General features: G+C 67.2%; 14 protein-coding genes. All 14 read right to left on the reverse strand.

The window, feature by feature from the left end:
• Positions 1-25: 25 nt before the first annotated feature.
• The 14 genes from AC1DJH_RS22380 to AC1DJH_RS22445 all read right to left on the reverse strand — a co-directional run bounded on the left by AC1DJH_RS22380 (position 26) and on the right by AC1DJH_RS22445 (position 19,166).
• Positions 26-1,075: a pentapeptide repeat-containing protein gene (locus tag AC1DJH_RS22380; RefSeq protein WP_478187209.1), complete on the reverse strand. Its 1,050-nt coding sequence runs from the start codon at positions 1,073-1,075 to the stop codon at positions 26-28.
• On the reverse strand, positions 1,072-3,783 hold the full coding sequence (locus tag AC1DJH_RS22385) for a DUF2169 family type VI secretion system accessory protein (RefSeq protein WP_478187210.1): 2,712 nt from the start codon (positions 3,781-3,783) through the stop codon (positions 1,072-1,074). Before AC1DJH_RS22385 ends, AC1DJH_RS22380 begins: the two co-directional genes overlap by 4 nt.
• A 19-nt stretch (positions 3,784-3,802) precedes the next feature.
• Entirely contained in the window at positions 3,803-4,216 is a 414-nt protein-coding gene (locus tag AC1DJH_RS22390; RefSeq protein WP_478187211.1) for a hypothetical protein, read from the reverse strand.
• Positions 4,217-4,245: 29 nt separating this feature from the next.
• Positions 4,246-6,615 carry a type VI secretion system Vgr family protein gene (locus tag AC1DJH_RS22395; RefSeq protein ID WP_478187212.1) on the reverse strand — a complete coding sequence of 790 codons (2,370 nt, stop codon included), beginning with the start codon at positions 6,613-6,615 and terminating at the stop codon, positions 4,246-4,248.
• A gap of 20 nt (positions 6,616-6,635) precedes the next feature.
• Complete coding sequence (tssH, locus tag AC1DJH_RS22400) at positions 6,636-9,362, reverse strand: type VI secretion system ATPase TssH (protein ID WP_478187213.1); 2,727 nt, start codon at positions 9,360-9,362, stop codon at positions 6,636-6,638.
• The gene (gene tssG, locus AC1DJH_RS22405) at positions 9,359-10,411 is read right to left on the reverse strand and encodes a type VI secretion system baseplate subunit TssG (RefSeq protein ID WP_478187246.1); all 1,053 of its coding nucleotides are present in this window, start codon (positions 10,409-10,411) and stop codon (positions 9,359-9,361) included. The genes tssH and tssG overlap by 4 nt, the downstream gene beginning before the upstream one ends.
• Before the next feature lie 170 nt (positions 10,412-10,581).
• On the reverse strand, positions 10,582-12,462 hold the full coding sequence (gene tssF, locus AC1DJH_RS22410) for a type VI secretion system baseplate subunit TssF (RefSeq protein ID WP_478187214.1): 1,881 nt from the start codon (positions 12,460-12,462) through the stop codon (positions 10,582-10,584).
• A complete protein-coding gene (gene tssE / locus AC1DJH_RS22415) occupies positions 12,463-13,002 on the reverse strand; it encodes a type VI secretion system baseplate subunit TssE (protein WP_435441484.1) in 540 nt (179 codons plus the stop codon). It abuts the gene before it with no gap.
• Positions 12,999-13,862, reverse strand: coding sequence for a type VI secretion system accessory protein TagJ (locus AC1DJH_RS22420; RefSeq protein ID WP_478187215.1), 864 nt, complete (start codon positions 13,860-13,862; stop codon positions 12,999-13,001). Before AC1DJH_RS22420 ends, tssE begins: the two co-directional genes overlap by 4 nt.
• A 147-nt stretch (positions 13,863-14,009) precedes the next feature.
• A complete protein-coding gene (locus AC1DJH_RS22425; RefSeq protein WP_435441482.1) occupies positions 14,010-14,492 on the reverse strand; it encodes an Hcp family type VI secretion system effector in 483 nt (160 codons plus the stop codon).
• Between the two features lie 47 nt (positions 14,493-14,539).
• Entirely contained in the window at positions 14,540-16,048 is a 1,509-nt protein-coding gene (gene tssC / locus AC1DJH_RS22430; protein ID WP_472114246.1) for a type VI secretion system contractile sheath large subunit, read from the reverse strand.
• A gap of 24 nt (positions 16,049-16,072) precedes the next feature.
• Positions 16,073-16,651, reverse strand: coding sequence for a type VI secretion system contractile sheath small subunit (gene tssB / locus AC1DJH_RS22435; RefSeq protein ID WP_435488136.1), 579 nt, complete (start codon positions 16,649-16,651; stop codon positions 16,073-16,075).
• An 85-nt stretch (positions 16,652-16,736) separates the two neighbouring features.
• Positions 16,737-17,834, reverse strand: a complete 1,098-nt coding sequence (gene tssA, locus AC1DJH_RS22440; protein ID WP_478187216.1) for a type VI secretion system protein TssA — start codon at positions 17,832-17,834, stop codon at positions 16,737-16,739.
• A gap of 150 nt (positions 17,835-17,984) precedes the next feature.
• Positions 17,985-19,166, reverse strand: a complete 1,182-nt coding sequence (locus tag AC1DJH_RS22445; protein WP_472114252.1) for a fumarylacetoacetate hydrolase family protein — start codon at positions 19,164-19,166, stop codon at positions 17,985-17,987.
• Between the last annotated feature and the right edge of the window lie 54 nt (positions 19,167-19,220).

The following is a 19,220-nucleotide window of genomic DNA, read 5'->3' on the forward strand; positions in this document are numbered from 1 at the left end:
AGTGGAAAGGACAGGCGTGGCGGCATCAGCGCGGCGGATCAATCTCTTGAGCCTTGAACAGCTCCGGATCGTTTTCGATGATGCCACCGCTTCCCGAGAAACGCGCACCTGCGCGCTCGGCCCGATGAAAGCGAGTGCGCAAGAAACGTGCATTGCGCAAATCCGCGTCCTGAAGCGCGGCATAGGAAAAATCGGCATCGTGCAGGTCCGCGTCGCGAAAGCCGGCACCCTTCGCCTGCGCGCGATGGAACACGCTCAGCGGCAGGCGCGAGCGGCTGAAATCGGCCCCTTCGAGCTTGGCGTCGGCCCAGATCGACTGATCGAAGACGGCATCGCTGCAATTCGCTTCACGCAGATCGGCCTCCGGGAACATCGTCTGGGCGGCATCCACGCCGCTGAAGTTCGCCCTGGTCAGCGTGGCGCCCTTGAAGTTGCTCTGGGTGAGCGCGGCGCCGCTGAAATCGACACCTGCCATCGCGCTGTCGGTGAACTGGCAGCGCAGGAAGGCGGTGTGCGGCAAGCGCAGACCTTCGAGATTGCACTCCATCAGGATCGAACCGTCGCATTGGGCCTGAGCGAACTCCACCGTGCGCAGATCCATGCGGTAGAACATCAGGTGCAACAGCCGTGCCCCACGGCAATCGAGCTGGTCGACCCGTGATTCGGTGACGACGATCTGATCGCAGATGCCGGGCTTCAACACGGCATGCCCGAGCTCGCATCTGACAAAAGCCACGCGCTCCATTTGCGCTTTTTCGAAATTCGCGTGAGCCAGCGAAGATTCGAAGAAGTTGGTGTCCTGCATGAACGCGCGGCCGAGTTGCGCGGACTCCAGCCGACACCGGAACACGCGCACGCCTCTCAGGCTGGCCGCGGACAGGTCGGCCTGATCGAAGTTGCATTGCGTCAGTGAACTGTCGTCGAGGCTGGCGCCACGCAGATTCGTCCGGCTCAGGTCGACGTGCTCCATCTGTGCGCCTGACAGGTCGACGCCGCTGAGGTCCTGACCCGCGAGACTCGCCTTGACCACCGGTTCGCCATGCCGAATCTTGTCCAGAAGTTCTTCGACTGTCATCGAACCGGCTCAGTCCTTCGTGCGGGCAAGGTCTTGGCTCCCTGGGTGTAGGCGCCGGTGAAGGTGGTCGAGCCGTCCATGGCGGCCTGTGACACGTCGGCGCGAAACAAGTTGGCATCCTGCAAGCTGGCAAAGCGCAGGTCGGCCTTGGAAAGGTTGGCGTCGATGAGGTTGGCGCCGCGCAACGAGGCTTCGCGCAAGTCCGCGCGAATGAACAGGCTCTCGCCGGCCTGCAATCCCTCCAGCCGCGCGCGCCGCAGGTCGCACTCGGAGAAGTCGCAGCCTTCAAGGCGTGCCTTCGCGAGGTCGGCGCCGACCAAGATGGCGCCGCGCAGGCCGCACTGCCTGAGCGAAGCGGCGCAGAACACCGCCTGCACCAGGCTGCAGCCATGGACGAAGGAACAGGTCACGAGGCTGGCCTCGGTGAAGTCGACCCCCTGCTGTGCATCGACGGTGACGAAAGCACAGGCGTTCAGCGAGGCGCGTGCGAAGGATGTTCCCTTGAAGCTGCACTCGGTCCAGCTCACCTGCTTGAACGCGGCGTCGTCGAACGCGATGTCTTCCAGTGCCAGCTTGACCATCGCCATCTGCTCCCAGTGCGAGCCGCGCGCATCGCAACGCACCCATTCGCTTTCGAACAGATCGGCTTGCGTGAACGCGGCCTTCGCCAGCACGCAGGAACGAAAAATGGTCTTGCTGCAACGCGTCTGCACGAAGCTCGCACCCGTGAAGTTCGCGCCTTCGCAGTGCGCGCCACCCAGGTTGGCCTCGTCCAGCCGCGCATCGGTGAGCGAAGCCCGGACAAGCCGCGTCCGCGCAAGCACCGCGCGCGTGAAGTTGCAGCCATCGAGCCGCGCGTCGCTGAAGTCGACGTCTTCGAGGTTCGCTCCCGTGAAGTCGGCGCCGCGCAGATCCAGCCCCGAGAGGTTGGCGCCGCCGAAGCTCATGCCTGCGAAACGGCGCTCGTCGCTGGCTGCGGCCTCGAGACGCCGACGCAGCCGCCTGGAGCGCAGGCTGCTGGCCGGCGGCGCCGGCTCGAGCAGGTGCGCGCCGTAGAGGTGCCCCATGCGCGCGCTGTGCCCGGCCTGCTCGCGCAGCCGCGCGCTTTCGGCGGCCTCGTCGGATGTGGGGGGTGTGCGGCGCTCGCGCGCCGCGTCTTCCTCGAGGCGCGCGAGGTCACGCAGCAGGCGGTCCGGGTCGAATCGGCGCTGCACGGGCTTGCCGGTCCGCGACGCCACCTCGGTCATGGCCTTGTCGAGGCTCGCCTGGATCTCGCTGGACAGCTTGCGCGGATCCATCTGCGACAGCGGCGGGATGTCGATGTCGGGTTGAACGGCAGCGGGCATTCCGTGTGCGACGGCCTGAGCACGGTCCTCGGCGCTGCGGGCAAGGGCCGCCTCGCGCATTTGCTCGAGGGCTTGATCGGCCTTCTCGGCGAAGTCGGGCAGGTCGTCGATGGAGGCAGGCGGCTGCAGGTCCGGTTCGGACAGCGGCGGCAGATACTGCTCGGGATCCAGGCCCTGCTCCAGCAGACGGGCGTGCAGGCGTTCGCGCTCGCGCTGCCGGCCTGCGCGCAGGTTGCGCACCAGCGGAAGCGAGGCGATATCGGGCATCTGTTCGCCTGCCCATGGCCCCATGGCCGCCCTGGGAACCAGGTCGCTGTCGCGCAGGACCAGCACCGCCTGGGCTGGATCGATGCGCTGCTGCAGCACCTGTTGGTAGTGGGCGAGCGGCCGCGGCTGCCCGCGCAACTCGAGCGCGGGCATGATGTGCTTGACGTCGGCCGCGTCATCCTCTGCGATGGGCGATGCACCGTGCCAGACCAGGATCACGCGCTCGGCGTGCGGAAAAAACCAGGCCGTGCTCAGGCGCAGCGAAATTTCCGCCAGCGCGCCACCGTCTTTCTGGAAGCTGGCGAAGCAGCGCGCCTGCCAATCGGGCAGCTGGCCGCGCATCACCGGCTGCCGCGGGTGCATGTTCCACAGTTCGTAGGCGGCGCCCGGCGGCAATTCGCGCTGGCCAGGCAGGCGCTGGTCGGAAGGTGCGGCATTGAAGTAGCGCCAGTCCATGTCATCGGCGAAACCCGGGTACTCGTGCTGCAGCCACTGCTGGTCGTAGGCGCGCCCCATCAGCGAAAGCCGCTGCGGCCGATCAGGAGGCACGGCGCCGAAACCCGCAGGCACGATGCGCCGACCGGGTGCGTCCTGGCGCGCGCCGGGCAACTCGACATTCGGAAGCCGGCGCGTCTGTACGCCGTTGATCGTTTCATCGAAGCTGCCGATGCCTTCCGGGTTTTCAGGCTCGCTCGGGCCGCCATAGGCGTGCGCCCAATCCAGCCTCAAGCGCTCGAAAGGCTGCGCAGGCGTCGCGCGGCCGTCGAGCCAGTAGCGATCACCGCTCACCAGCAATGGCTTGGCCTGGCCATGGAAGACGGCCTTGGCCGCGCACAGTGTCTTGTCGTCCTGATGCGCCGTGTACGCATAGCCGCTGACCAGCCACTCCGGCTCGATCTTGGGCACGCCCAGGTCCAGCACGTTGCCCGGCCCGATCTCGTCGGCCGCCAGCTTCCAGAGATCCTGGTCGGGCAACAGCAGGGGCTCGGGCGCCAGGCTGGCCATCGCGAAGACCGAGACGCCCAGGATGTCCTGCCGCTGCCGCCGGAAGGGCCGCGTGAGGATGCTCAGGCGAAAAGGCTTGATGGTCTTCATGGGGGGCAGCGCACCTGCTTCAGCGCATCGGCTGGTCGATGGCGATCTCGCGCGAGACCGGGTCGAAGCGCAGCTTCACGGAGCGCCCCGGTGCGAAGTCGGCGAGCTTCACCGGGCTGATCGGGGCGTCCATTTCAGTCTCGTAGGCAGGCAATCCGCCCTCGGGCTGTACTCGGAGCTTGAGCCGCACGAGGATATAGATGCGCTCGACCCGCATGGCCGTGTCATAGCTCTCGAGCACCGTCGCCACGGCCGGCTGGCCGGTACGAAGCACTCGCTCGGCGCGATCCACACCCATCACGCGGCGGTTGACCACACTCTGCACATGCATCACGCGCGAGACATAGCGCTTGGCCAGCGTGGTCATCACGAACGCCAGCAGCGCGACGACAGCGATGGGGACAATCAGATGCCAGTATTTGGTGAACCACATAGCGAGAAGATCCAACACGCGCCCCTGGCTCAGAGATAGACGGTGATGCCTCTGGGGTTCACCTTGATCTGGGACAAGTCGATTTTCAACGCCCTGTTGTCCGTCGTGAAAACCGTCTGGGTGGTGCTGTAGAGGCCGACAGCACCGCTGGCGGAATACACGTCGAACTTGTTGATGGCGCCCGTGAGCGAGTAGGCGTTGAAGCCCAGGTTCAGTCCGGCAAGGCTGGTCACCATGCCGTTCACGAACAGCGAAGTGCCGTTGAGGCTCACGTTGGCCCCGTTGATCCCCATGTTGAAGCCCTTGAAGGCAATAGCCCAGTCCGTGAAGGTCACCTTTTTTGCCGACTTGTCCTCGACATGGGGCGCATCCAGCACGATCTTGGTCGGCGACTTGACCGTGATGTCCGCCGCGGTGCTTTCCAGGTTCATGGGGCCATCGGTCGTCGCTTTCAGCGAGGTGTTCGCATGCACCTTCTGCGCGCCTTTGACGAGATAGTCCTCGTCACCGTTGACCGTCACCTTCTTCCCATTGGTTTCTTCGGTGTACAGGCCGACCACCGTGGTGGTCTGCGGGCCTGCGATGTCTTCCTTGAGCGACGTACCGATGATCCGCTCTTCACCGCTGTCGACCGTGTCCTTGCGCTTGCCGGTGACATGGATCGTCTGGTTGCCGATGACGTCGACCTGCTGGTCGCCGCCATCCACCTTGATGAACTGGTTGCCGCCGTTGACGGTGATCTTCTGCGGCCCGCCCTTGTTGACCGTCAGCGTGTGCGGCCCGTTGACCGTCTCGTCGAGCGAGGTGTTGGTCGTGTAGGTGTCCGCGCCTTCGATCAGCGTGTCGCGCGTGCCGTCCACGGTGTGCGTTTCATTGTTCTCGACGTTGAGGCTGAAATCCTTCTGCGCGTGGATCTTGATCGACTCGTTGCTGGGGTCGTCGTCGATCACGAAGTGGTTGGCCAGCTCGCCGTCGCCCTTGATGGTGCGGCTGATGAAGCCGCTGACCGTTGCCTTGGCCGGCAGTTCGAGCGGCGGCATCTGGTCGGCGTTGTACACGCGGCCGATGATGATCGGCCGGTCCGGGCAACCGGCGATGAAATCGACGATCACTTCCTGCCCCACGCGCGGATGGTTCACCGCGCCGAAGTTGGAGCCTGCCCACGCGCTCGACACGCGCACCCAGCACGAGCTGTCCTCGTTGCGCTGGCCGTAGCGGTCCCAGCGGAACTGCACTTTCACGCGGCCGTACTTGTCGATCCAGATGTCTTCCCCGGGCGGGCCCACGACCGTGGCGGTCTGCGGGCCGTGCGTGGTCGGCATGCGCGTGACGCGCGGCGCGCGGAACGGAAACGACGTGGGCTGCACGCCGAAGTTGAAGCTGTAGAGCCCGTCGGGGCTGCCCGTCGCATAGCCGCCCTCGCGCAGGTTGTAGGTCACCGAGACGACCAGGTATTCCTTGTTGTCCTCCTCGCGCGGCGCGTTCTGCATGTTGAAGCGGTAGCCGGGCGCCATGCCGCGCACGTTGGAGTGGCCGGTGTCGACTTCGGCCTGCGCCTGCGCTTCCTCGAGCCGGATGCGCGCGTAGTGCTCGCCCTGCCCGGCGTCGCTGTAGCCGCCGAGCCACTCGTACATCTCATAGCGGCCGTGATCGTTGTCGCGCGGCTGGCTGCGCGTGTTGAGCAGGTCGGCCTTGGGTTTCTTGAAGTCGAAGTCGTCGACCACGAAGGTGCCGGGGCGGATCTCCTCGGTCACCTCCCACTGGTCGATGACTTCGCGGCCCGTCTCGCCCACGCGATCGGTGGCGAGATAGCCGATGCGCGGATAGCCCGGCAGCGTGTCGTGCGCCCCCATGTCGTCGGCCAGCACCAGCGTGTGCTGGTTCTTCTCGTGCTTGAAGTAATAGTAGATGCCTTCGTGTTCCATCATGCGGCTCACGAATGCGAAGTCGGTCTCCTGGTACTGCACGGAGTAGTCGCGCTGGCGGTAGGTGGCGCTGAGCTTCTTCTCGAAAGCGAAACCGTACTCACCCAGCACTTCGTCCAGGATGTCGACGACCGATTTGTTCTGGAAGATCTTGCAGTCGCTGGTGCGCGTGAGGTACCAGAGCCAGGGCCGCACCGAAGCGCGGTACACGACATAGCGCGAGGAGCTCTCTTCACGGCCGATCATCGTGAAGCGCGTGATCTGTCCGTTGAGATAGCGCGGGGTACCGTCGATGGTCACGATCTCGAGCGTCAGCGGCTTGCCCAGCACCGCCTTCATGTCGACCGAGGTGTTGGGGCTCAACAGGTCGACCTCGAACTCGAACAGCTCCGACAGCCCTTCGTTGCCGTGCATCGAACGGAACAGCAACTGGTCTGGTGCAAGCGGTGTATGTGCCGTGACTACTCTGGTCATGTGGTACTCCCTTTCTGCGCTCAACGTTCAGAAAATTCGTAGCGAAAATCGTCATCCGCCGCGCTCAGCCGCACGCTCGCGAGCTTGCGCGCACTGACCGTGGCGCCGATGACTTCCTCGCTCAGCCGCGGCAGGATGGTGTGCGTGAGGATCGCGTCGATCATCCGCCCGCCCGACTCGATGGCGGTGCAGCGGCGGGCCACCAATGCGACGGCGCTGTCGTCGTAGACCAGCGCGATGCCGTGGTTCGCCAGCAGCCGCGCCGCGATGCGGTCCAGCTGCAGGTGAATGATGCGGTGCAGTGCCTCGGCGTGCAACGGGTAATAAGGCACTACAACCAGGCGGCCCAGCAGCGCGGGCGCGAACACCTTGAGCAGCGGCTCGCGCAGCGCGGCCGCCAGCGGCTCTGGGTCGGGCCGCAGGCTCGGGTCTTCGCACAGCTGCATGACCAGGTCGGTGCCGACGTTGGAGGTCATGATGATCACGGTGTTGCGAAAGTCGATGTGGCGGCCCTCGCCGTCTTCCATCCAGCCCTTGTCGAACACCTGGAAGAAGATCTCGTGCACGTCGGTGTGGGCCTTCTCGATCTCGTCGAGCAGCACCACGCTGTAGGGCCGGCGGCGCACGGCCTCGGTGAGCACGCCGCCTTCGCCGTAGCCCACGTAGCCCGGCGGCGCGCCCTTGAGCGTGGAGACGGTGTGCGACTCCTGGAACTCGCTCATGTTGATGGTCACGAGGTTCTGCTCGCCGCCGTACAACGCTTCGGACAGCGCCAGCGCGGTCTCGGTCTTGCCCACGCCCGAGGGGCCGCACAGCAGGAACACGCCCACGGGCTTGTTCGGGTTGTCCAGCCGTGCGCGCGCGGTGCGGATGCGCCGTGAAATGGTTTCCAGCGCATCGGGTTGCGCGACCACGCGGGCCGACAGGATCTCGCCCAGGCGCAGCACCGACTGCGCGTCGTCGCGCACCATGCGGCCGATGGGAATGCCGGTCCAGTCGGCCACCACGGTGGCGATGGCCTGCGCGTCGACGGCCGCCAGGATGAGCGGCGACTCGCCCTGCAGTTGCACGAGCTTGTCCTGCGCCTCATTGAGTTCGGCGCGAATTTCCTCGGGTGTGCGTTCGGGCTCGGCGGCCGGTTGCGGCGCCTCGCCGACCGGATCGCCGTCCTCTTCGGTGTCGGTTTGGGCTTCGGCCTGCACCGGCACCGCCGCGGGCGACAGCAGCTTGCGCAGCGCCACGATGCGCTCGACCAGCGCGCTCTCTTCCACGCGCCGCTGCTCGAGCAGATCGAGTTCGGCCTGCGCGGCGGCCACCTGGGCCGCGATGTCTTCCACGCGCTGGTGCTCGCCCACGCCGATGGCCGCCTCGCGTCCCGCAATGCCCGACTCGATGCCCAGCACCTCGATGCGCCGCTGCAGGTCTTCCAGCGCGGCAGGCAATGCATGCTGGCTCAGCGCCACGCGCGCGCAGGCCGTGTCGAGCAGGCTCACGGCCTTGTCGGGCAACTGGCGCGCAGGAATGTAGCGGTGCGACAGGCTCACGGCCGCTTCGAGCGCGGCGTCGAGGATCAGCACGCCGTGGTGCTTCTCCAGCTCAGCCGAGATGCCGCGCAGCATGATCACCGCCTTGGGCTCGGTGGGCTCGTGCACCTGGATGGTCTGGAAGCGCCGCGTGAGCGCCGGGTCTTTCTCGATGTACTTCTTGTACTCCGACCAGGTGGTCGCGCCGATGGTGCGCAGCCGTCCGCGTGCAAGCGCCGGCTTGAGCAGGTTGGCCGCGTCGCCGGTGCCGGCCGTGCCGCCCGCGCCCACCAGCGTGTGCACCTCGTCGACGAACAGCACGATGGGTTTCGGGCTTTTCTCGACCTCGTCGATCACCTGGCGCAGGCGCTGCTCGAACTCGCCCTTCACCCCCGCGCCGGCCTGCAGCAGCGTGGGGTCGAGCACCCACAGCGACACGTCCTTCAGCGAAGGCGGCACGTCGCCCGAGGCCAGCCGCGAGGCCAGCCCCTCGACCACCGCCGTCTTGCCCACGCCGGCCTCGCCGGTGAGCAGCGGGTTGTTCTGGCGGCGGCGCATGAGGATGTCGATGATCTGGCGGATCTCGTCGTCGCGGCCGAACACCGGGTCCAGCTCGCCCGCGCGCGCCTTGGCCGTGAGGTCGCTCGCGTACTTGGCCAGCGCGGAGCCGCCTGCGGCGGGCGCGTCGCCCTGGTGCGCAGCCGCGGGGGCGCCGCCGGCCGCGTTCTGCACGGCGTCGAAGTCGTCTTCGGGCGAGCCTTCGGTCCAGGCCGCGAGCTGCGCCACCAGCACGTCGGGCACCAGCTTGTCGAACTCGCGCGAGATGCCCGAGAGCACCTGCCGCAGCCCCGGCGTCTTGACGATGCCCGCGAGCAGGTAGGCGCCGCGGATCGAGGTGGCCTCGAAGCGCAGGCTGGCATACACCCACGCACGCTCGACCGCGTTGTCGACGTGCTCGGAGATGTCGCTGATCGAGGTGGCGCCATGCGGCAGGCGGTCGAGCGCGCGCACCACGTCCTGTTCGAGCGCGTCGAGGTTCAGCCCCGCGCGCTTGACGATGCGGCGCAGGTCGCTGTCCTGCAGCTGCAGGATCTGGTGCAGCCAGTGCACCAGCTCCACGTAGGCATTGCCGCGCAGCTTGGCGAAGGCGGTGGCGGTCTCCAATGCCTTGTAGAGCATCGGGTTGAGCTTGGAGAAAAGCGAGACGCGGCGGATGTCGGTCATAGAGCGTTGGCAGGGCGGGCCGCGGGGGCGGCCGATGGGTGACGGGAAAACAATGCTTCGGGCTGGAACACCATGTCGCCGGCGTCGGTGTCCGCCAGGCGCGTGCCGAGCCAGCTGCCCCAGCCCAGGCGCTGGCTGCCGCCCAGCGTGGAGCCGTGCGCGTCGTCCTTCTTGAGCACCAGGCGCAGCTCCCAGGCGAACTCGATGCCGATGTACTGGCGCACCCAGTCGACCACTTGCTGCAGGCGCTTGCTGCCGGGCAGGAACTCGCGGAACTGGTCCTGCGAGAGGGGACCGAGCTCCAGGCGGAACTTGGATTGGGCGTCGCGCACCGCCAGCCCCAGCGTGGCACCGCCGCCCAGCCGGTGGTTGCGCCCGAACAGGCCCAGGCGGCTAACTTCGCGCTCTTCGAGCATCACCCAGTCGCTCACGAACTCCTCCACGCGCACGGGCACGTCGAAGTACAGCCTGAGGATCTGGATCAGCCCTTCGGGATTGCGCGTCTGGCGCACGAGGTGGCCCGCCATGAAGGTGCGCGCATGGTCGGCAATGCGGTCGCGCTCCTGCAGGCCGGGCTGCCCCATGCTCATGAGGCTGGCCACGTAGTCGACGAAGCGGTGGCCGTCGGGGCGGTCCAGGCTGTTGACCGATTGCGCGTCGGCCCAGGCCCGGTAGAACAGCAGGATGAGCCGGTGATGGAACAGGTCGGCGAACGCACTGAGCGTGTCGTCGGCGTGGTGGCGCTTGCGTTCGCGCGCGTACTCCGTCAGGTGCAGCGGCAGCGGGCCGTTGGGGCCGAACAGGCCGAAGCCGTAGATGGAAATGCGCGGTGGGCCGTCGCCGTCCACGTCGACGCCCGACACGTTCGACGGCGCGAACGCCATCGACGGCTCCTGCCCCAGCCGCAGCGGCTCGTCGGCCGGGCGCGGCGCGCGGCCCAGCAGCGGATGGCCGCCCTGCGCGTCGAGCCGGCGCAGCAGCATGAACAGGTCGTGCTCGAAGGGCTGCTCGACCAGCGCGGCCCACAGTTCGGGGTCGAGCTCGGGCATGCCGCGCGGCACCGGTGTGGCCTGCAGGGGCTGCACGACCTCCAGGGTCTGCAGGTCCTGTACGGCGTGCAGGTTCTGTACGGCCTGCGGGGTCTGTACAGCCTGCGGCGTGTTGTCGTTGCCCTCCCGGCCTTCCAGGCCTTCGGCGCGGTCGGTGATGCCGGTGTCGCTCATACGGCCGGGCGGCGTCCCACGCGGGGGGTCCAGCGCGCGATTTCGCCGCGCTGCAGGCTGGACAGCGCGAACTCGGTGAACGAATTGAGCGACACGTGGCGGCTGAAGAACTGCTCCAGCACGGCGCCGAACAGGTACGGGCTCGCGCCGGAGAACGCGACCTCGTCGATCTTCAGCGCAATCTCCACGCCGCGGCCGAACACGATGGGGCCCGGCTCGGGCAGGCGGCGGAACACCGGTGCCAGCGCCATCGAGCGCACGCCCTGGATCTGACGGCGCACCGCGGGGTCGGCGAGGTTGCCGTACAGGTCGAGCATCTCGCGCAAGGCCGACGCGCCCTGCGCCGCGTCCACGTCGGTGAGGCTCAGGTAGTTCAGGCCCAGGTGGCTGATGAGGCGCCACGTGAGCGCGCCTTCGGCCAGCGCCGGGTAGGGCCGCGACGGCCCGCGCAGGATGCGGATGGCGCGCACCGGCGCGGACACGCGCAGCGTGAAGTCCGACTCCAGCCCGGTGGGCAGCAGCAGCGGCAGGTCGCGGTTGGTGCACAGCGCGTCCAGCGTGATGTGGCGCATGCTGTGTGTGAAGGGCGCGTCGTGCTGGTCGACCAGCGACACGTACACCTCGCTGCCGGTGTAGCTGGTGCGGGTGCCCTGCGCGCGGGCGCGGTCGGACACCAGGCGCGGCTCGCGGCGCAGCGAGAAGTAGGCGCCGAAGTCGCCGTCGTCCGCCGCGAACGAGCCGAGAAAGGGCCGGAACTCGCGCTCTTCGGAGCCGTTGGCCATGTGGCCGGTGACGCGCTCCACCGTGAAGATCTCGAAGTCGCGCGGCCGCGTGCGGTCGATCACCGCATGGTGCTCGTGCTGGCCCGGCCCCACCGGAATGCGGTCGCTGCGGCGCGGCACCAGGTTGATGATGGGCGTGCAGAACAGCGAGAAATGCTTGGCGTCGACCACGCGTTCGAGGTCGGCGTCGGCGCGGTCGAGCAGGATCACGATCTCCATCGTGGTGCCGCCCATCGCCGCGGCCGCCGCGCGCAGCTTGTTCACGCTGAAGAACAGGTAGCGCTCGGGAAACGCGAAGTACTCGTGCAGCAGGCGGTAGCCCTGGAACGAGCGCGCGTCGTAGGGCAGCAGGGCCTGCTCGGGGTCGAAGCCCTCGTGCTTGATGGCGTCGTCGCCCAGCGGCACGATGCGCGCCGGGCCGCCCGATGCGCCGGGGCCGCTGCGGCACACCACGCCCACGCTGTGGTGCGCGGCAAGTTCCAGCACGCGCAACGCATGCAGCTCGGCGCCCGACAGGAAGAACTCGAGGCGGTCGAGCGGCATGTCGGCAAAGCGTGCGCCGCCCACCGCTTCGAGCTTGAGGGTGATGGCGCTCCTGGCCTGCCGCGCCACCAGGGGCATGGCATGCCCGATGTCCGCCGGCACCGGGCCGATGCCGGCCTCCGCGATGCGGAGGGGCCACAGCGTGACGGCATGGCCGGTGCGGAACTCGCAGGCCGTCTGCTCGCCCTTGATCATGCGGCCGCGCAGGATGGTGTGGCGCGGCAGCTCGTAGCCCGCCTTCAGCGAGCCTTCGTTGAGATTGCCGTCGATCTGCACCACCGCCATGGCGGGCAGCGGCGCGAGGAAGTTGGGGTACACCACCTCGAGCAGCCGCTGCGAGAAGCGCGGAAACTCCGCGTCCATCTTCAGCTGGATGCGCGCGGTGAGAAAGCTGAAGCCTTCGAGCAGGCGCTCCACGTACGGGTCGCTGACCTCGATGCCGCGCATGCCCAGGCGGCCCGCGATCTTGGGGTAGCGCTGCGCGAACTCGGCCCCGAGCTCGTGCATGTAGGTGAGCTCGCGGTTGTAGTAGTCGAGCAGCTTGGCGTCCATTCAGAGGCCTCCGGTGGGGCGCAGCACCATGTGCCCGCTTTCCAGGTCCAGCTCCGAACGCAGGATGAACTCGATCGGGTACGGCACCGACCACAGCGTGCCGCGGATCTCCAGCGCGAGCAGGTTGTGGTGCTCCAGGTCGTTCGCGTCGGTCACGCAGCGCACGTCGATGCTGTCTTTCATGATGCGCGGCTCGAAGTCGATGATGGCGGCGCGGATGGCCGCCTCGACGTCGGCGAAGTCGACCTCCGACATGCGCCCGCCGGCCCAGCCGCGCACGCCGTAGTTCACCACCGAGCCGCGCGCGCGGGGCATGGTGTTGATGGTGTGGTCGGCGCCGAAGTTGGCGGTGTTCAGCAGCCACTGCAGGTCGCGCAGCACCGAGTCGCGCAGCAGCTTGCCGCTCATGAGGAAGGCGCCCGCGCGCTCCTGGCGGGTCTGCGGCGTCTTGTCGGTCAGGCGGTCGAGCAGCACCGGCTGCAGGCGGTCGCGCGCAACGCTTTCCTGCTGCTCGCCGTCGGTGTCCAGCATCGCGCTCATGCCTTGGCGTCCTCCGGCGTGAACTCGATCAGGCGCACGTCGAGCAGCGAATGGTCGCCGGCCTCGCTGATCAGCGTGCGCTGGCCCACGCCGGCGTACTGCGCTTCGCCGGCCAGCGGCAGCCAGTCGGTGCGGCGGCCCAGCGTGATGGCGTCGTCCTGCCCTTCCAGCGTGCCGGGGTAGCGCACCGGCACCAGGCCGTTGAGCGCGCGGCCGTCGTGCAGCTCGATCTGCGCGGGCGTCCACAGCAGGTCGACCAGGTGCTGCGGGCGCGAGAACTTGATGCGGCGCGCCTCTGTCAGCGGCAGCCAGGCGTAGCCCGAGGGCGTGAGCAGCTCCAGCACCGGGCCGATGCGCACGTCGCCGTCGCACAGCCAGGCAAAGCCGCTGCGTTCCACGGGCTCGTCATCGAGCGAATGGGCGGCACGCGAATCGCTGCGGTCCACGCTGGTCAGCGCGCCTTGCAGCGCGGGCGCGGACTGCCGCGCGCTGTCACGCAGCGCGGCGGCTTCGTCGGCGCGCTCGGCCGGCAGCGCGGCCGCGGCGATCAGCTGCTCGACCCATTCCGCATTGCCCCCGAGCAGGGCCGGCGCGCGTGCGCCGCGCCAGAACTCGGCACGATGCCGCTCGCCCGCGAGCGCCATCGCGCAGGTGACGCTGGCGGGTGTGAAGGTGGGGTCGAGCTTGGTGGCCAGCTTGAGCTGGTCTTCGGCGCGCTGCCACTCGCCGCGCAGCGCAAGAAAGTGGCACAGCGCGAGGCGCAGGCTGGCGTTCTGTGGGCTGGCGCGGATCTGCCGCTGCACCCATTCGGTGTGCTCGGCCACGGACCGTTCGCCGAGCACTGCAAAGCCATCTCCCATGAAGCGTCCTCACTGACTGACTGGCACGTGGCACGCAAGGCCACGGTGCGAAAGACGAACCTGCAGCGCATGCAGGCCGTCGAAAAAACAGGGCGGCCGGTCGGGCAGACCGGCCGCGCTCACATCACCGGAAACCGGCCAGGGAAATCAGGCTTCCTTGTTTTCCTTGATGTTCCAGCCCAGCACGGTCTCGGCGCCCTTGCCGCCGGAGCTGGTCTGCTCCCAGTACTGCTGCTTGACCTTCGCGGCCTGGAAGCTGTACTGCACGAACACGGCGTCCGAGCCTTGTTCGGCCGTGTACTGCACCGAGGTGACCAGCACCTCTTCGAGCGTGACGCGCGTGTATTCGATCTGCCCGCCGCCGGCCTTGCACACCGACACTTCGATCTTGGCCAGGTGCTTGCCGCTGGCGCAGTTCTTCAGCACGGCAGGCGCGGCCTTGTCGATGCGTGCGAGCACCTGCAGGTCGTTGAAGCTCGCCTTGCCCACACCGCCGCCCCCGCCACTGACCATGTTTCCGGGCTGCGTCGCGCCCCAGGCAAACGACTTGATGTCGGTCCAGTCCTTGTGATTCGAGTCTTTGGATTCACCGCCTGCGCCTTCGACGCGCATGAACATGTCTACTGCCATAGTCAACTCCCAGAGTGATTTGCGCCCGGATTCGGGACACCGTTGAACTAGCTGCTGTCCTTCTTGTTGGACGGCAGCTTCGAAACCAGCCGCAACGACACGGTCAGCCCTTCGAGCTGGTAGTGCGGCCGGAGAAAAAACTTCGCGGCGTAGTAGCCCGGGTTGTCCTCGATGGCTTCGACCTGGACCTCGGCCGCGGCCAGCGGCTTCATGGCCTTGGTGTCCTGCGACGAGGTGCCGGGGCTGCCGTCGACGTAGTTCATGATCCAGTCGTTCAGCCAGCGCTCCATGTCCTCGCGCTCGCGGAACGAGCCGATCTTGTCGCGCACGATGCACTTCAGGTAGTGCGCGAAACGGCAGCAGGCAAACAGGTACGGCAGGCGCGCGGCCAGGTTGGCGTTGGCCGTGGCGTCGGCGTCGTAGTACTCGGCCGGCAGCTGCAGCGACTGCGCGCCGATGAAGGCCGCGAAGTCGGAGTTCTTGCGGTGCACCAGCGGCATGAAGCCGTTCTTGGCGAGCTCGGCCTCGCGCCGGTCGCTGATGGCGATCTCGGTCGGGCACTTCATGTCCACGCCGCCGTCGTCGGTGGGGAAGGTGTGGGTGGGCAGGTTCTCCACCGCGCCGCCCGACTCCACGCCGCGGATGGAGGTGCACCAGCCGTACTGCTTGAACGAGCGGTTGATGTTCACGCCCATGGCGTAGGCCGAGTTGGCCCAGGTGTAGCGGTTGTGCGCGGCCGAGTCGGTCTCTTCCTCGAACTCGAACTCGTCGACCGGGTTGGTGCGCGCACCGTAGGGCAGGCGCGCCAGGAAGCGCGGCATGGCCAGGCCGATGTAGCGCGCGTCTTCCGAATCGCGCAGCGAGCGCCAGGCGGTGTGCTCGGTGTTCTGGAAGATCTTGGTCAGGTCGCGCGGGTTCGACAGCTCCTGCCACGAGTCCATCTGCATCACGGTGGGCGATGCGCCGGCGATGAAGGGGCAGTGCGCGGCCGCGGCGATCTTGGCCATCTCGCCGAGCATCTCGACGTCGGGCGGGCTGTGGTCGAAGTGGAAGTCGCCGATGAGCGCGCCGAAGGGCTCGCCGCCGAACTGGCCGTACTCGGCCTCGTAGATCTTCTTGAACAGCGGGCTCTGGTCCCAGCCGATGCCCTTGTGGCGCTTGAGCGAGCGCGCCACTTCGCGCTTGGACGCGCACATCACGCGGATCTTGAGCTGCTCGTCGGTCTCGGTGTTGTTCACCAGGTAGTGCAGGCCGCGCCATGCGCCCTCGAGCTGCTGGAACTCTTCGTGGTGCAGGATCTGGTTGATCTGCTCGGAGAGCTTGCGGTCGATCTCGGTGATGATGGCCTGCACCGAGCGGTAGGCATCGTTGGAGATGGTGACCGTGTTCTCCAGCGCCTGCACGGCCAGCGTCTTGACGGCGTTCTCCACCGCCTCGCGGGCCTGGTCGGTCTTGGGCTTGAACTCGCGCTGCAGCAGGTCGGAGAACTCGTTGGGCGCAAGCGCCTCGACGGTGGCCTGCGCCTGCGCGGCGGTCTTTTGGGATGCGGTGCTCATGGTGGCTGTCCTTGCTGCTCGCGCTTACTCGGAAGAGGTACCGGGGTTGCCGGGCGTGCCCGACTTCTCGTTCGCGGCTTCCACCGCCTTGGCCACGGCCGGGTTGGGCGCGGTAGCCAGCGACTTCAGCAGCGCCGGGTTCTGCAGTGCCTGCGCGATGAGCTGCTCCGCGCCGTTCTTGCCGTCCATGTACGACAGCAGGTTCGACAGCTCGGTGCGCGCTTCCAGCAGCTGCTGCAGCGCATCGACCTGGCGCGCGATGCGCGCGGGCGAGAAGTCGTCCATGCTGTCGAAGGTGATGTCCACGTTCATCTGGCCGTCGCCCGTGAGCGTGTTGGGCACCTGGAAGGCCACGCGCGGCTTGATGGCCTTCATGCGCTCGTCGAAGTTGTCGATGTCCACCGCCATGAACTCGCGCTCCGCGAGGTCGGGCATCGGGTCCGTCTGCTTGCCCGCGAGGTCGGCGATGACGCCCATCACGAAGGGCAGCTGGATCTTGCGTTCGCTGCCATAGATCTCCACGTCGTACTCGATCTGCACGCGCGGCGCACGGTTGCGCGAAATGAACTTCTGACCACTGTTTCTGACACGGTTGTCTGCCATAAAGCTTCCTCTTGAATCTGAAATGCGTGGGGGATGCGCCCCTCCCTGCCACGCCTGTCGCCCTCTCACGGGCAATGCGGCGCGGCTATTCGGCGTTGCTGGCGCCGCTGGACGGCCGCCCCGCAAGGCTCTCTATCTTTTGCAACCCCTCGGGCACGAGTTCTTCGATGATCTGGAAAAAATTGAGGTCCAGAAGTCGCTGTGCTCTTCGTATCAGCATGGGCGCGGGATGGCTGGGCTCCGCACGCTCCAGGTAACGGCAAGCTTTTTCCAACAGAACTTGCACATCATCACGACTGGATATTTCAATATCTTTAACAAGCGCGGCGCGTAGGCCGATACCGCCATTTGCATGACTTGCGGCGGTACTTTGCGCAGCTGTAGTGGAAAGTTCAACACCCGTCGGATCGGCTCCAGCGTGGGCCTCCATGACTTTCGTCATGTCGGCCGACGACTGCTCCGGCAGCAGTTGCATCACGGTGCGCAGCGAACGTTCGAGGCGCGAGAAATCGGGTGCCCAGCTCTGGCCCAGGGCACGCTCGCAGGTCTCGCGAATGCGCTGCAGCAGCTCCAGCGCCGCACGCAGGGCCACCACCGGTGGCGCCGATTTCTCATGCGCGCGCCGTGCCGCGTCGCGCAGGCGGCCGATGCCGCCGGGGTAGTCGATCTGGTGGTCGGTCTTGCTCGAGTCGAGCAGCGCCTCGACCTGCCGCAGGCTCATCGAGGTGCCGGCATCGTCGAGCAGCTTCGCATCGCGCACGCTGCGCCCGAGGCCTTCGGCTTCGGCCAGCGCGGCCAGCGCATTCATGCGCGGCAGCGGGTCTTCGAAGTCGCCGTCAGTGACGACGGGATGCACCTCGTTCCAGAAGGTGCGCAGCACGGCGTCCACCAGCTGCAGGCCTTCGACGTAGCCGGGCAATCCGCGGCTTTCGGTCCATGCCAGTGTGAGAGGCACCAGCACCCGCAGGTCCCGCGTGCGGGTGCACAGCTGCCTGGCAAGGCGCTCCACGCGCGCCCAGTCGGGCGGTTCCGCGGGGATGATGGTCGAGCCGAACTGCTGCTCGCGCTTGCCCGTGATGGACTGCTGCAATGCCAGGAAATCAGGGTCGTATTCGAGGTCTTCGCCGCACGCGCGCGCGCCATCCACCGCCGACTGCAATAGTTCGATCTCGCTTTGCGACAACCTCTTCTCCCTTAGTTAACTGTTCGTCAACAACGGTTATCTTGAGGGGAACGCGAAGCGCGGTCAACAGCAACGGACAGGATGCCCGCTCAATGAATCACAAAGGAGTACAGCTCCCTGGATTCAATTCGCAGAACGTCTACGGAACGGCTACAGCAGCCCGCGTTGCCCCAAGTTGCGCATCAACGCGCCGACACCGAAAGTCCAACGCGGCGCCTGGTCCGCATGCACCACGCGGTTGATCAATGCACCGAGTTCGGGTGCGGCGATGCGCACGCGGTCCCCCACCACATGGGTGAATCCTTGCCCAGGCCCATGACGGTCTTGTGTCGGTGCGAACATGGTTCCAAGAAACAACATGAAGCCGTCCGGGTAGGCGTGGTGCTTGCCGATGGTCTGTGCGACGAGGTCCAGCGGGTCGCGGCTGATCTTCGACAACGAGCTGGAGCCTTCGAGGGTGAAGCCCTCGGGGCCCGTCACTTCCAGTGCCACGGTGATGCGGCGCACGTCGGCAATGCCGAAGTGCGCATCGAACAGGCGAATGAACGGGCCGATGGCGCACGAGGCGTTGTTGTCCTTGGCCTTGCCCAGCAGCAGGGCGCTGCGGCCTTCGAAGTCGCGCAGGTTGACGTCGTTGCCCAAGGCGGCGCCGAGCGTTTCTCCGCGGCTGTTGACGGCCAGCACCACCTCGGGCTCGGGGTTGTTCCACACCGAGCCCGCGTGAATGCCCACGTCGGCGCCCGTGCCCACGGCCGCCAGCACCGGGGCCTTGGTGAAGATCTCGGCGTCGGGGCCGATGCCGACCTCGAGGTACTGCGACCACACGCCCTGGGCGATCAGCACCTCCTTGACCTTCATGGCCTCGGGCGAGCCGGGCACGATGTCCGCGAGGTTGTCGCCCAGCACGCCGCCGATGGCCGCGCGCGTGGCCTCGGCCCGCGAGGCATCGCCGCGCGCCTGTTCCTCGATGACGCGCTCCAGCAGGCTCGCGACGAAGGTCACGCCGCTGGCCTTGATGGCCTGCAGGTCGCAGGGGGCGAGCAGCCAGGGCTTGTTCGTGTCGCGTGCGGTTTCATCGCTGTTGGCGATGGCTTCGTCCAGCGAGGCGATGCGCGGCGCGCCCTGCAATGCGCGGCGAACCGCTTCTGCTGGCGCTTCGTCGCCTTCGAGCAGGTCGCTCATGGTGGGGGCGAGCTTCGACAGGTCGTGCAGGCCCCCGTCGTGCACGGCCACCAGCACTGGCCCCACGCCGGGCTGCCACAGGCGTCCGACAAGGGTGGCGCGCTCGGCGTCGCGGGGCAGGCTGGAAGAAGTCGAAAGATTCAATGGCATGGCGTTTGTCTCCGTGAATGGGTGCGCTACGTGGCATCGTAGCGGCGCGTTCGC

It is taken from the genome of Variovorax sp. 10N412, assembly GCF_056394985.1.

Coding starts and splice junctions, on each gene's coding strand:
- tssB (WP_435488136.1), bottom strand. CDS start 16,651: ATGGCAGACAACCGTGTCAGAAACAGTGGTCAGAAGTTCATTTCGCGC.
- tssF (WP_478187214.1), bottom strand. CDS start 12,462: ATGGACGCCAAGCTGCTCGACTACTACAACCGCGAGCTCACCTACATG.
- tssE (WP_435441484.1), bottom strand. CDS start 13,002: ATGAGCGCGATGCTGGACACCGACGGCGAGCAGCAGGAAAGCGTTGCG.
- AC1DJH_RS22390 (WP_478187211.1), bottom strand. CDS start 4,216: ATGTGGTTCACCAAATACTGGCATCTGATTGTCCCCATCGCTGTCGTC.
- AC1DJH_RS22425 (WP_435441482.1), bottom strand. CDS start 14,492: ATGGCAGTAGACATGTTCATGCGCGTCGAAGGCGCAGGCGGTGAATCC.
- AC1DJH_RS22380 (WP_478187209.1), bottom strand. CDS start 1,075: ATGACAGTCGAAGAACTTCTGGACAAGATTCGGCATGGCGAACCGGTG.
- AC1DJH_RS22445 (WP_472114252.1), bottom strand. CDS start 19,166: ATGCCATTGAATCTTTCGACTTCTTCCAGCCTGCCCCGCGACGCCGAG.
- AC1DJH_RS22420 (WP_478187215.1), bottom strand. CDS start 13,862: ATGGGAGATGGCTTTGCAGTGCTCGGCGAACGGTCCGTGGCCGAGCAC.
- AC1DJH_RS22385 (WP_478187210.1), bottom strand. CDS start 3,783: ATGAAGACCATCAAGCCTTTTCGCCTGAGCATCCTCACGCGGCCCTTC.
- AC1DJH_RS22395 (WP_478187212.1), bottom strand. CDS start 6,615: ATGACCAGAGTAGTCACGGCACATACACCGCTTGCACCAGACCAGTTG.
- tssH (WP_478187213.1), bottom strand. CDS start 9,362: ATGACCGACATCCGCCGCGTCTCGCTTTTCTCCAAGCTCAACCCGATG.
- tssG (WP_478187246.1), bottom strand. CDS start 10,411: ATGCCCGAGCTCGACCCCGAACTGTGGGCCGCGCTGGTCGAGCAGCCC.
- tssC (WP_472114246.1), bottom strand. CDS start 16,048: ATGAGCACCGCATCCCAAAAGACCGCCGCGCAGGCGCAGGCCACCGTC.